Source organism: Anoxybacillus sp. LAT27, from assembly GCF_022030075.1.
Taxonomy (GTDB): domain Bacteria; phylum Bacillota; class Bacilli; order Bacillales; family Anoxybacillaceae; genus Anoxybacillus; species Anoxybacillus kestanbolensis.
The window spans coordinates 1-13,719 of record NZ_JAIWYK010000001.1 but is presented as its reverse complement, the minus strand read 5'-3'; the positions used below and the strand labels follow the sequence as shown (position 1 = coordinate 13,719).

Below are 13,719 nucleotides of genomic sequence, written 5' to 3'. Positions count from 1 at the left end.
AATGAAATATGGATAAATACATTTTAGCTCTTGATCAAGGAACAACGAGTTCACGTGCTATTTTATTTAATCAAAAAGGGGAAATTGTTCATATTGCACAAAAAGAGTTTACACAATATTTTCCACAGCCAGGATGGGTGGAGCATAACCCAAATGAAATTTGGGGTTCTATTTTAGCTGTCATTGCAACGGTATTGTCAGAGGCAGCTGTTGAACCAAAGCAAATCGCCGCAATCGGTATTACAAACCAACGTGAAACAACGGTCGTATGGGACAAACAAACAGGACAACCGATTTATAACGCCATTGTATGGCAATCGCGCCAAACCGCACAAATTTGTGAGCAGTTAAAGCAAGCTGGATACGATGAAGTGTTTCGTGAAAAAACAGGTTTGCTTATTGACGCTTACTTTTCAGGAACGAAAGTGAAATGGATTTTAGATCATGTGGAAGGAGCACGTGAAAAAGCGGAAAGAGGGGAGTTGTTATTTGGGACGATTGATACATGGCTTACTTGGAAGCTATCTGGTGGAAAAGTGCATGTGACAGACTACTCTAACGCTTCAAGAACGTTAATGTTCAATATTTATGAACAAAGATGGGATGATGAACTACTCGGCATTTTACAAGTGCCAAAAGCAATGCTACCGGATGTTCGGCCATCTTCAGAAATTTACGCACATACAGCACCGTACCATTTCTTTGGGCAAGAAGTGCCGATTGCTGGTATTGCAGGAGATCAACAGGCAGCTTTGTTCGGGCAAGCATGCTTTGAACAAGGAATGGCGAAAAACACATACGGTACAGGTTGCTTTATGTTAATGAATACGGGCGAAAAAGCAGTTCAGTCTAAACACGGTTTATTAACGACAATTGCATGGGGAGTCGATGGAAAAGTCGAATATGCGTTAGAAGGAAGCATTTTCGTTGCTGGATCTGCCATTCAATGGTTACGTGACGGATTACGAATGATTAAGGAAGCAAAAGATAGCGAAGTATATGCAACGAAAGTACAATCAACAGATGGTGTATATGTGGTACCAGCGTTTGTAGGACTTGGGACACCATATTGGGATAGCGATGTACGAGGAGCGGTATTTGGCTTGACACGCGGAACGACAAAAGAGCACTTTATTCGCGCAACGCTTGAGTCACTTGCATATCAAACGAAAGATGTGTTAACTGCAATGGAAGCGGATGCGGGGATTACATTAAAAACGTTACGTGTTGATGGTGGAGCGGTAAAAAACAATTTTCTAATGCAATTTCAAAGTGACATCCTCGGCGTACCCGTTGAAAGACCAGTTGTGAACGAAACGACTGCTCTCGGTGCTGCTTACTTAGCAGGGCTCGCGGTTGGCTATTGGCAAAGTAGAGAAGAGATTGCGAAACAATGGAATATAGATCGTGCTTTTGAACCAAAAATGAATGTTGATGTTCAACAACAACTTTATGATGGATGGAAAAAAGCAGTTCGTGCTACGCAAGCCTTTAGATAGAAAAACAAAATCGACTGTCGACTAGACAGTCGATTTTTTTTTAAATAAAACTATGTTCTAAATAATCAATAAGAAAAACAAAATATTTTGTTAATATAACCGTTTTCACATCCGAAAAAATGTGATAATATAATCAATAAAAAAGAAAAAAATTTTGTTTTTAAAGAAATGTGAGGGCTATATGGTATACGATGGGATTATCTTGAGCATCTTAATCGGTTTATTTCGCGGAGGCAATTTTAAAGGGATCGCGACATTAAAGTTAAAAGGCGGTTGGATCTTCCCTGTGCTGTTGCTTGTGCAATGGATTTTCTTCCTATTGCAAGACCGAATTGCTTTTCTAGCGAATATAAGCAACGTCACATTTATTATCGTTTACATCGTTGGACTAACATTTATTTGGCTTAATCGCCATTATCCGGGAATGAAAACGATCTTCGCAGGCGTGCTTTTAAACTTTATTGTTATTGCATTAAACGGTGGTAGAATGCCTGTATCACTTGAAGCGACACAAGCCGTTTTAGGACAAGAATACGTTGAACTTTTAAAAACGGGACTTTACGGAAAGCATACAGCTATTACAGCTGATACGATCTTTCCGTTCTTAGGCGACATAATTCCGTTAGCGCCACCTTATCCGCGAGCGAAAGTGATTAGCATTGGCGACGTTGTCATGAATATCGGTGTCTTTTTGTTTATTCAGTATTTAATGATGAAAGAGAAACAAACAAATGCTTCCCAACCAATACATGAAGGGAGGTGAAACACATGAACGCACGCGTGAAAAATGTACTTATTAATCTCCTCGTTATCGGCTCTGTTGTTGTGGCATTAACTTCAGGATTTAAGTTTGGAAGTTAAAAATAGTACTGGGGGCGTGGACAGCTCCCAGTAAGTAATAATGTGAAGATAGAGAGTGATAGAATTGAATGCAAGAGAAGGAGTTTTTGAAGATTACACAAAGTTATATGCTCTGCTGATATCTGTAATCGGTTTATATTTTTTTATCAACCACACTAATCTTGAAAGTTTGACTCTCAGTGATTGGGTTTTAATATATGTTTTATCTGGAACAGTTTCATTATTGAATTATTTCGTGGTAGATATTCCACCAAAGGGAAATTCTCTGTCCTTAGATTCATCGGTTTATTTGGCAACTTTATTTATATACGGTATAAATATTGCTCTTTATATACTTCTAATAAGTAGTATAGCTCATTTTTTTTATAATAGAAAAATGGCTTGGTGGAAACATTTTTTCAACTTTTCAATGTATTGTCTAATGATAAGTAGTGCATATTATGTTTTAATAAACTTATCTATCCAAATTGGCAACATTGACTACGAGAATTTTTTTGGATATCTATTTAGCCTAACTGTATATGGATTAGTTAACATTTTTTTAATGTATGTTTTTTTTGCTTTTTTATCGAAGCAGGACTTGTTGTCTGCTTTATACAGTATGTTTAGCGAGGGAATATTTAGTGAAGCCCTCATTAGTTATTCGGTTACACTTCTCCTTTCCTTTGTTTTAGGATTGATGATTAGAGATGACTTGTTTTTTGGGTTATTTATTTTTACAATACTAGTTATGTGTTTATCATTTGTTTTTAAGAAGTTTCTATATCTTTATCAAGAAATGGCCAATCAGGCAAATAAAGATTACCTCACCGGCTTATATAACCACGGATATTTTAAAGATTACTTAAAGGAATTATTTCGGGAGACGAAAAAAACAGGTGGCCAGTTTTCGATCGCTTTTTTAGATTTAGATGATTTTAAAAAATATAATGATTATCATGGTCATGTGCAAGGGGATCGATTATTAAAGTTTGTTGGGGAATTTTTGAGAAACGAAACAAAAGATTTAGGATATATTGTTGCCCGTTATGGTGGAGAGGAGTTCGCGATTGCTTTACCCAGAATAACAAAACATGAAGCAGCAGCTTTTATGGATCAATTACGAAAAAAATTAAATGATACACCATTTGACGGAGTTGACCGCCTTCCGTATCGTTGCATTTCGTTTTCATGTGGAGTTGCGGAGTATGAGTCTGACATGTATGAAGAAAGTGAACTATTACATAAGGCTGATCAAGCGCTTTATTATTCAAAAGCACAAGGGAAAAATAATGTACAATTGTACGATGCGAAAAGAATATCGCGTGATGCATTGAAATTTAAAGAAGATTTAGATGCGATTGAAGAGCAGTTAAAATTGTTGCTTTATAAAGATGTATATACATACCGTCATAGTAAACGTGTATTTAAATATGCAATGGAATTTAGCGATCGTTTAACTCTTACGGAAGAGGAAAAACGTACACTCGTTTTAGGGGCGCTTGTTCATGATATTGGAAAAATCGAAGTTTCACGAGATATTATTAACAAAACAAGCAAGCTTGATCCAGATGAATGGGAAATAATGAAAAAACACGTTATATGGGGGAAAGAAATTGTCCTTTCGGATGGTCGGTTTGAAGAAGTGATTCCTCTTGTTGAACTTCATCATGAACGTTATGATGGACGAGGATATCCTTATGGACTGAAAGGCGAAGAGATCCCGAAATTGGCACGTATTTTGTGTATTATTGATTCATTTGATGCGATGACAACAGACCGCCCGTATCAACGAACAAAAACATTCTCCGAAGCAATTGTTGAATTGCGCCGCTGTTCTGGGACGCAATTCGATCCTCAATATGTCGAGCCATTTATCCAAATGATTGAAGAATATTATCCTGAGAAAGTCGGAAATGAAAACGAAACTGTCTCACCGTGAGGCAGTTTTTATTTTTCCGAAAATTGATCGTTTGTGAATGATATATGAAATAAAATGATTATTTTTGATTAAAATTGAATGAATTTGGTTGATTTTTTGTATATATTTCAGTATGATAAAAATGTAAGCGATTTAAAAAGGAGGTGTGAAGTTGTTAACACCAGAACGACATCGCATTATTTTACAGCTGTTACAAGAAAAAGAAGTCGTCAAGCTACATGAACTCGTTGAAGCAACGCAATGCTCCGAGTCGACAATTCGACGTGATTTAAGTCAGTTAGAAAAAGAAAAAAAATTAAAGCGCGTCCATGGTGGTGCAGCGTTGTTACAACAAAAAAGAGAAGAGCTGAGCGTTTTTGAAAAATCGACGAAAAACATTCATGAAAAACAGCTTATTGGTAAATATGCAGCAAGCCTTATTCAAGATGGAGATTGCATTTATTTAGATGCGGGAACGACAACATTACAGATGATTCCTTATATTCAAGCAAAAAATATCGTCGTTGTGACAAATGGAATGATGCATATTGATGCACTATTAGAAAAGGATATCCCGACGTATGTTGTTGGCGGATTAATTAAGAAAAAAACGAATGCATTAATCGGTCGAGGAGCTATTCACTCGTTGCAGCAATATAGTTTTGACAAATGTTTTATTGGAGTAAATGGCGTTCATATTGATTTTGGTTATACGACTCCAGATCCTGAAGAAGCGTTTATGAAACAAACAGCCATCCATTTATCACAACAAGCTTTTGTATTAGCTGATCATTCGAAATTAAACGAAAGTACGTTTGCAAAAATTGCCGAATTACAAGAGGCAACGATGATTACGGATGAAACAGATGAAGAATTGCTAGCAATGTATGAAGCAAAAACGACAGTAGAGGTTGTGAAATGATGATTTATACATGTACATTAAACCCTTCCGTCGACTATGTTGTTGAAGCACAACAGATCGAACTTGGAAAATTAAATCGCGCGACAAAAACATCCTATTTTCCTGGGGGGAAAGGAATTAATGTATCACGCGTACTAAAGCGACTACACATTCATAATATTGCTCTCGGGTTTATCGGTGGATTTACGGGACAGTTCATTGCTGATGAATTGAAACGGGAACATATTTTAACAGATTTTATTACTGTACCGGGACAAACGCGATTAAACATTAAGTTAAAAGGGGAAAAAGAAACAGAAGTAAATGGCGAAGGGCCTGTCATTAGCGATGAACATAAAGAAGCGTTGATCGATAAAATTAAACAGCTAAAAAAAGGAGATATCCTTGTTTTAGCAGGAAGCCTTCCGCCGTCGATAGATGATACATTTTACGTCATGATGATGGAAGAAGCGAAAAAACGAAAAGTTGCAGTTGTTGTTGATACGAGTGGTAGTGCATTGAAACAAGCAATCGCATACGAACCATTTTTACTTAAACCGAATCAAATGGAGCTTGGGGAATTGTTCGGAGTGAGTATTCATAGTCGCCATCAAATTATAGAATACGGAAAAAAACTAATTGACAATGGTGTGCAACATGTCATTGTTTCCCTTGCTGGAGATGGGGCAATTTTGTTCCATAAAGACGTCATATTAATCGCCCAAGCCCCAAAAGGAATGGTAAAAAATTCAGTTGGGGCAGGTGATTCGATGGTAGCAGGATTTTTAGCTGCGTACGTGAACGAAGCACCACTTGAAGAAGCATTTCGATATAGCGTCGCAGCAGGGAGTGCGACGGCATTTTCGGAAGATTTATGCACAGAAGATGAGGTTTATCGCTTATTAGAACAAGTGACCATCATCAGAATGGAGGATCGTGTATGAGAATAACAGATTTGTTGACAGAAGATACGATTGTTCTTGATTTGAAAGCCCGAACAAAAAAAGAAGTGATTGAAGAATTAGCAAATGTTCTTGAGAATACGGGAAAATTGTACGATCGTCAGACGTTTATCGAAGCAATTTTTGCTCGCGAAGCGCAAAGTACGACAGGAATCGGAGAAGGAATTGCCATCCCTCACGCAAAAACGAAGGCGGTGCGCACCCCAGCCGTTGTTTTTGGACGTTCGAAAGAGGGAATTGATTACGATGCGTTGGACGGAAAAAGAAGCCATTTGTTTTTCATGATTGCTGCACCAGAAGGAGCCAACGATACTCACTTAGAAGCGCTATCTCGCTTGTCAACATTGTTAATGGATACATCGTTTCGCTCAGAAATTGAAAACGCTTCATCAAAACAACAAATTATTCAGACGATTCAAGAAAAGGAGGGAGAAATGGTGACTGAAGAAAAACAGACGGTTGGAAAGAAAAAAGTATTAGCCGTGACAGCGTGCCCAACAGGGATTGCGCATACGTATATGGCTGCTGATGCTCTGAAGGCGAAAGCAAAAGAAATGGGAGTGGACATAAAGGTAGAAACGAATGGTTCAAGCGGGGTGAAAAATGAGTTAACACAACAAGAAATTGAACATGCTGTTGCCATTATCGTTGCAGCAGATAAGCAAGTAGAAATGGACCGATTCGATGGAAAACATGTCATCCAAGTACCTGTTGCCGATGCGATTCGTAAACCAGAGCACCTCATTGACCGAGCATTAAAACAAGATGCCCCAATTTATCGTGCAAGTGGTGGCAATCGCTCGTATGCATCAAAAGAACGAACAGGTTTTTATAAACATTTAATGAACGGCGTATCGAATATGCTTCCGTTCGTTGTTGGTGGCGGAATTTTAATTGCGATCTCATTTATTTTTGGTATTAAAGCGTTTGATCCAAATGATCCGTCATTCCATCCGATTGCAAAAGCATTAATGGACATCGGTGGTGGTAGTGCCTTTGCCCTCATGATTCCTGTTTTATCTGGATTTATCGCGATGAGCATCGCCGATCGCCCAGGATTTGCACCGGGGATGGTCGGAGGATTTATGGCCGCGAATGGCGGTGCAGGCTTTTTAGGTGGACTAATTGCGGGCTTTTTGGCCGGTTATCTCGTTGTTGGATTGAAAAAATGGTTTAGCCGTTTGCCACAATCACTTGAAGGAATTAAACCTGTTCTACTTTATCCATTATTCGGAATATTGCTCACGGGATTTATTATGATGTATGTCGTCATTGACCCAGTGAAAGCATTAAATGAAGGAATGAAAACATGGCTTGAAAATATGGGCACAGGTAACCTTGTTTTGCTTGGTCTTGTCCTTGGAGGAATGATGGCAGTCGATATGGGTGGACCGATCAACAAAGCGGCGTTTACGTTTGGAATTGCGATGATTGATGCAGGGAACTATGCACCGCATGCAGCTATTATGGCAGGTGGAATGGTTCCACCTTTAGGATTAGCGATTGCGACAACGTTATTTAAAAAGAAATTTACAAAAGCAGAGCGGGAAGCGGGAAAAACATGCTATATTATGGGGGCTTCATTTATCACAGAAGGAGCCATTCCATTTGCAGCAGCTGATCCAGGACGTGTCATTCCATCAATTATTGTTGGTTCAGCGGTTGCCGGAGCGTTGACGATGATGTTTGGCATCGGTCTCCCAGCTCCACATGGTGGAATTTTTGTAATCCCGATCGTAAAAGGAAACCCGTTGTTATATGTGCTTGCCATTTTAATTGGTTCACTTGTGACTGCATTCATGGTTGGTTTGTGGAAAAAAGAAGTAAAAGAATAATAGATAAAGAGCGCGCGATAAAAAATCGCGCGTTTTTTCTTAAAAAATACTTTGACAAAGATAATCATTATCATTTAATATATAGTTGTTGAAAATGATTATCAATAATAAGGATAGGGGGATTACTAATGGCAAAAGTCATTATGGTATTCACAAGTATGACAGGGAATACAGAAGAGATGGCGGAAGCGATTGCTGAAGGCGTTCGAGAACAAAGTGCGGAGTTAGACGTGAAAGAAGTATTAGACACCACAGCAACAGAGCTCGAGGAATATGACGGTATTTTGCTTGGAGCGTACACATGGGGAGATGGTGAATTACCAGATGACTTTTTAGATTTTTACGATGAATTAGATAGCGTTGATTTGACAGGTAAAAAAGCGGCTGTTTTCGGCTCATGCGATTCAAGTTATGAAAAATATGGTGCTGCCGTTGATATTTTAATTGAAAAGTTGCAAGAACGTGGGGCTGAAGTCGTTCTCGACGGGCTCAAGGTTGAATTGACACCGACAAATGAAGAGAAACAATTATGTCGTTTATTCGGTCGAGATTTTGTAAAACATTTGTAAAAGGTCGTTTTACACACGACCTTTTTTAAATAAACTATGTTCTAAATAATCAATAAAAAAGAAAGAACAAGTCAATAACTAACTTGTTCAAATTGAGAGCGCTTTGATGATGTTTCGATATCTGACTTATAATAAGATGGAAAATACATATACACATCTGTTCCTTCTCCAACTTCACTATGAATAAATAAATCTCCTTTCATCGTCTCAACGATGCGGTATACAACCATCATTCCGAGACCGGTTCCTTTTGCTCCTTTTGTTGTAAAATACGGTTCTCCTAAACGTTCAATTTGTTCTTTTGTCATGCCAACTCCTGTATCACCAATATGAATAAGTACGTAATCTTTATCGATCGATACGTTAATACGCAACGTACCTCCATTTGGCATCGCTTCAATGGCGTTCTTCATTACATTGAGTAAACATTGCTGAAACTTTTGACGTTCTCCTTTCACTGCAAACGGAACAAGAGATGTTTGAATTTCAATGCTACTCATATTAGCAAAGGGGCGTAAAATATCAATCACTCGTTCGATTTCTGTTTTTACATTTAACTTTTCAACATGTTCTGGCGCCGGTTTTGCAAATGTTAAATAATCGGTAATAATAGCCTCAGCGCGATCAATCTCCTCAATGGCAATTTGAATATATTGCTTATCTTTATAATTCATTCGTTCGCTTTGGAGTAGCAATTGCATAAATCCTCTCGATACGGTTAATGGGTTACGCACCTCATGTGAAATAGAAGCAGCTAAATGTCCAACGACTTCCATTTTTTCAGCGCGGACAATACGCCGCCGAAGTTCGCTATGTTTTTGAATCGTTTCAGTAATGTAAGCACCTAAAAATGCGGCAAGTGGTTGTGCTGGAAAGTATGTTGAAATAATGTGTGACAATTGGTATTCATCACCAATATGTATGTGAGAGAGTATCATTGTTAAAATAGCTGTGCCAATCGATAAAAGAGTAATGAAAGTTATTCGTTGCTTGGATGATAAAGATGTTTTAAACTTTCGGTAAAAAAAGAAACAAGTCACAGCTTGAATGGTTGTAATGATCATTGTTACTATGATGCCTTCTGTACCACCGATGATGATACGGTAAACTACAGTAATTATCGAAAGAAAAAGAGCTGAAAATGCGCCACCATATAAACCACCAATCCAAGTGGCTACTTGACGCAAATCGAAAACAAACCCATTTGTTGCATGTATCGGAAACGTCATACAAAATATAATACATATGCCGATTGCGATCGTTTTCAACATCGTTTTCACGTGATCAGATATGCGGCGTTCTTCAAGCCAAATCGGAACGATCAATAATGCTAATATAATGAAAAATAAGTTTAGCAATATTTCTTTGATTAGTGAGGGCATGTGAAGCCACTCCTTCCGACATATATTTTGAATTATTTGAATATTTAAGTCGAATGATCTCTTTTCATTGTAGAGAAAGTGAACGATGGTGTGAATACATAATAGTTCGATGTTTTATGTCATGTTTCTACAAATTTTGCGCAATTTTTCATCTTTATGTGGTATGATGGAAAGAAAAGGAGATGAGAGAATGGTTGAGAAAGCGTTAACGAATAAAAAAATTGCACTATGTGCCTCGCGTAAAATAGAGGAAATGAGCATGCTTATCGCTAAACAAGGAGGTATTCCTCTCTCTCGACCTGCCCAAGGAACGATGTTTTTCAATAAAGAGCTAGAGCAACAGCTTCATCAAATGATCAATGAACAAAATGATTGGTTTATTTTCACAACAGGAATTGGTGCCGAAACGTTAATAAAAAAAGCAGACGAATGGGGAATGAAAGATGCGTTACTTCAGGTCATTCGCCGAGCACATATAGCGGCACGGGGCTATAAAACAGTAAATGTGCTACGTACGTACGGTATCAGTCCGCATATAACGGCAAATGATGGAACGACACGTGACCTTATACGTGCTTTGGGAGATGTCGAATGGAAAAATAAACATGTGGTTGTTCAGCTTTACGGAGATTCTGTTCCATCCTTACAACAATTTTTAGTTAAACAAGGGGCTTTGTACAAAGAAGTATGGCCATATCTTCATACTCCACCTACACCAAGTGTGATGAAACAGCTTGTTGATGAAATCATTTCTCGATCTGTACAAGCGGTTTGTTTTACATCAGCAATTCAAGTGCGTTTTTTCTTTTCGGTTGTGAACGAATGGGGATACATACGTGAAATTAAACGAGCATTGGCCGATGACGTTGTAGCTGTTGCGGTTGGAAAGGTGACAAAAGAAGCGTTATATGAAGAAGGGGTTGCACGTGTCATTGCACCGGATCACGAACGTATGGGGGCCATGATTGTCGAACTCGCAAAATATTTTGAGAAAAAGTAGCCGTGCATACAATATGCGCGGCTACGTACGAAATGATTCAACTGTTGCGCGTAGCTGATCACCAAGTTTTGCAAGCGTTTGGGCGGCCGAAGAAATTTGTTCGTTCATTGCTAATTGTTCTTCTACAGTTACAGCGCTTTCTTTACTTTTTTGCATGACTTGTTGTGCTAGATGTTTTAATCGCTTCATTGTTTTAGTTAGTTCGTTTGAAATAGCAGTCATTTGTTCAATCGCTGCGGATGTGGTTTGCACTTTAGAAAACACTTGTTCTACTGAATAGTCAATTGTTTGGAAAGCTTGTTCTGCTGTTTCATAGTATATGACGCTGTCGGCAATTTTTTTTGTATTTTGTTCCATCGAATGTGCTACTTGCTTTGTTTCGATTTTTATTTGATCAATCATAGTTTCAATTTCTTTCGTCGCTTCTTTCGATTGTTCAGATAGCTTTCTCACTTCATGAGCGACGACAGTAAACCCTTTTCCATGCTCACCAGCGCGTGCGGCTTCAATCGCAGCGTTAAGTGCAAGTAAATTTGTTTGTTCGGCAATTGCTGTAATGACGTTTGTAATTTTTCCGATTGTTTCCGAATGTTGCTGGAGCGATTCAACAAGTGTTTTTGTTGTAAACATCGCATCATGCAATTCGTGTGCCTGTCTCGTAACTGCTTGAATGGCTTGTTTTCCTTTATTGACGGAATGATGTGCTTGTTCTGCTGAAGTAAGTAGATCTTCTGTACTTTCGGCAATTTGACTCATTCCTGTCGCGAACTCGTGTAAAGAATCATCAGTTTCTTTTAACATATGCAGTTGTTGTTGTGCTTCTGTATATGTTTGCTCAGCTTTTGTTGCTGCCTTTTCAGACGATTGTGTACTTTCTTCTGCACTTGCGGCAAATTGTTCTGCTTGTGATGCGATGTGAATAGAAACGTCCTTTATTGTTTGAATCGTTCCTTTCAATTTTGTTTTCATATGATTGATTGACTCAATCATACGTCTTGTTTCATCTTTCGTTTTTACTGATAGAGGAGCATTCCTGTTAGAAAGGTTTTCGGGGACTTGAAAGAAAAAAGCCCTCTTGGTATGATGCAGGGGTGTCAATGGAAAGTTGACCCTATCATCAAACCAAGGAGGACTTACTATGAATTGTACACAAAATCTCAAAATTGAACAAGTCACCGATCAAACATTAGTGATAGGAATGGATATTGCCAAACAAAAACATTACGCAGCGATCGTAGACGCACGAGGTCGGGTACTGAAAAAGTCATTTTCGGTGTCCCAGTCAAGAATCGGATTCGAGCAGTTCTATGCGTTGATCCAAGAAACGATGAGGGAGTTTGGCAAAACGGAAGTCATCGTCGGAATCGAACCAACCGGACATTACTGGTTGAACCTCGCCTATTTCCTTGAGGAAAAAGGGATCCCATTGGTGATGGTCAATCCGATGCATGTCAAACGGTTGAAAGAACTGGACGACAACTTGCCAACGAAGCACGATGCCAAAGACGCTCTCGTCATCGCGAAGTTGGTCAAAGATGGGCGCTTTAGCTATCCGCGTATTTTTCACGAGGTGGAAGCGGAATTGCGGGCAGGAAGCACGTTTCGAGAGTCATTAATCAAGGAACGAAATGCCGTTCACAATCAAATCATTCGATGGACGGATCGCTATTTTCCTGAGTTTCCACAAGTGTTTCCATCGTTAGGAAAAATGGCATTAGCTGCATTAGAAAAAACGCCGTTTCCGATGGATATCGTCGATCAGACCGTAGAGGAATTAATCGAGCTCTATCGAGAGAGCGAGGCGTTGAAATATCCACAAAAACCAAAAATTCAGAAGCTGTTAGAGGTTTCCCGTCACTCGATTGGGATCACAGAAGGACAACAGATGGCCCGTATCGAAATCACCACGTTGGTCCGCCGATATCGCCAATTGGAACAGGAAATCGCTACGCTAACGGAACAGTTAATCGTACTTGCCCAAACGACTGTGGAATATGAATGGCTTCAAACGATCCCTGGGCTTGGTGATGCGACGATTGTGGAACTATTATCGGAAATCGGGAGTTTTGCTCAGTATCAAGATCCACGACAGCTCATCAAATTAGCGGGCTTGACACTGAAAGAAAACTCGTCAGGACAACACAAGGGGCAAAAACGCATCTCGAAGCGAGGACGAAAACGGCTACGAGCTCTCCTCTTTCGGGTGATGATGCCACTCATTCGCCATAATGAGGCGTTTCGAAAGTTGCACGAGTACTACACGACACGCCCCGTTAACCCTTTGCGTAAGAAACAATCGATCGTTGTGTTATGTGGCAAGCTATTGAAGATTCTATACGCGGTTTGTACGAAACGGCAAGCATTTGATGGGGAACGGATGATGCAAGATATCTTTACCCAATCCCAAGCGCAGGCAGCCTAGAGCCTCCTCCTTTCGCAAAACAAACTGTCTGAACAACCAGATGACACGGGGAAGCTGGCACGATGTTCTCCATTCGACCTAGAGTCCCTTGAGGAGCTTAGCCGGCCTCTGCCTGGTGAAGAGACCGAACGAAGGAATGTTGGCGCGTGGATGCCCAGAGACATGGGAGGGTTCGTCCTCATCAGTTATGCAGAGATCCAAGGTGCATCGCATATGTATTCCCCATTGGTTTTAACATACAAAAATAACCAGTGGTCGCGAAGCGTACCTATGGATTGTTAGATATCAACAAAAATGAAAAAGTATGTGATTCATTTTGTCGAAAAAATTTTTTTGGCACCCCTATGATGCCAAGAAACCTTGATATATCAACATTTCTAGAGGGAGG

11 protein-coding genes are annotated in these 13,719 nt (G+C 39.3%); 9 read left to right on the top strand and 2 right to left on the bottom strand.

Features of this window, described 5'->3' with window-relative positions; genetic code table 11:
• Nucleotides 1-8 precede the first annotated feature (8 nt).
• From glpK to LD028_RS00025, 7 genes are all read left to right on the top strand, one after another.
• Nucleotides 9-1,499 carry a glycerol kinase GlpK gene (gene glpK / locus LD028_RS00055; RefSeq protein ID WP_237810487.1) on the top strand — a complete coding sequence of 497 codons (1,491 nt, stop codon included), beginning with the start codon at nucleotides 9-11 and terminating at the stop codon, nucleotides 1,497-1,499.
• A 181-nt stretch (nucleotides 1,500-1,680) separates the two neighbouring features.
• Nucleotides 1,681-2,262, top strand: coding sequence for a DUF5317 domain-containing protein (locus LD028_RS00050; RefSeq protein ID WP_004890556.1), 582 nt, complete (start codon nucleotides 1,681-1,683; stop codon nucleotides 2,260-2,262).
• Nucleotides 2,263-2,769: 507 nt separating this feature from the next.
• Nucleotides 2,770-4,281, top strand: a complete 1,512-nt coding sequence (locus LD028_RS00045) for a bifunctional diguanylate cyclase/phosphohydrolase (RefSeq protein WP_370642769.1) — start codon at nucleotides 2,770-2,772, stop codon at nucleotides 4,279-4,281.
• A 151-nt stretch (nucleotides 4,282-4,432) separates the two neighbouring features.
• Nucleotides 4,433-5,182 (top strand): DeoR/GlpR family DNA-binding transcription regulator, encoded by a 750-nt coding sequence (locus tag LD028_RS00040; protein WP_237810485.1) that lies wholly within the window; start codon nucleotides 4,433-4,435, stop codon nucleotides 5,180-5,182.
• Nucleotides 5,182-6,105 (top strand): 1-phosphofructokinase, encoded by a 924-nt coding sequence (gene pfkB, locus LD028_RS00035; protein WP_237810507.1) that lies wholly within the window; start codon nucleotides 5,182-5,184, stop codon nucleotides 6,103-6,105. The genes LD028_RS00040 and pfkB overlap by 1 nt, the downstream gene beginning before the upstream one ends.
• On the top strand, nucleotides 6,102-7,958 hold the full coding sequence (locus tag LD028_RS00030; protein WP_237810484.1) for a PTS fructose transporter subunit IIABC: 1,857 nt from the start codon (nucleotides 6,102-6,104) through the stop codon (nucleotides 7,956-7,958). Before pfkB ends, LD028_RS00030 begins: the two co-directional genes overlap by 4 nt.
• Nucleotides 7,959-8,086: 128 nt before the next feature.
• A complete protein-coding gene (locus LD028_RS00025) occupies nucleotides 8,087-8,527 on the top strand; it encodes a flavodoxin (RefSeq protein WP_237810483.1) in 441 nt (146 codons plus the stop codon).
• Nucleotides 8,528-8,598: 71 nt separating this feature from the next.
• Here LD028_RS00025 and LD028_RS00020 read toward each other — a convergent pair whose 3' ends face one another.
• Nucleotides 8,599-9,909 (bottom strand): ATP-binding protein, encoded by a 1,311-nt coding sequence (locus LD028_RS00020; RefSeq protein ID WP_237810482.1) that lies wholly within the window; start codon nucleotides 9,907-9,909, stop codon nucleotides 8,599-8,601.
• Nucleotides 9,910-10,018: 109 nt separating this feature from the next.
• Between LD028_RS00020 and LD028_RS00015 the strand changes: the two genes are divergently transcribed.
• Complete coding sequence (locus tag LD028_RS00015; RefSeq protein ID WP_237810481.1) at nucleotides 10,019-10,909, top strand: uroporphyrinogen-III synthase; 891 nt, start codon at nucleotides 10,019-10,021, stop codon at nucleotides 10,907-10,909.
• A 21-nt stretch (nucleotides 10,910-10,930) separates the two neighbouring features.
• Here the strand turns inward: LD028_RS00015 and LD028_RS00010 are convergent, their stop codons facing one another.
• Entirely contained in the window at nucleotides 10,931-11,899 is a 969-nt protein-coding gene (locus LD028_RS00010; protein ID WP_237810480.1) for a methyl-accepting chemotaxis protein, read from the bottom strand.
• 148 nt (nucleotides 11,900-12,047) lie between these two features.
• Between LD028_RS00010 and LD028_RS00005 the strand changes: the two genes are divergently transcribed.
• The gene (locus tag LD028_RS00005; protein WP_237810478.1) at nucleotides 12,048-13,331 is read left to right on the top strand and encodes an IS110 family RNA-guided transposase; all 1,284 of its coding nucleotides are present in this window, start codon (nucleotides 12,048-12,050) and stop codon (nucleotides 13,329-13,331) included.
• Nucleotides 13,332-13,719 lie beyond the last annotated feature (388 nt).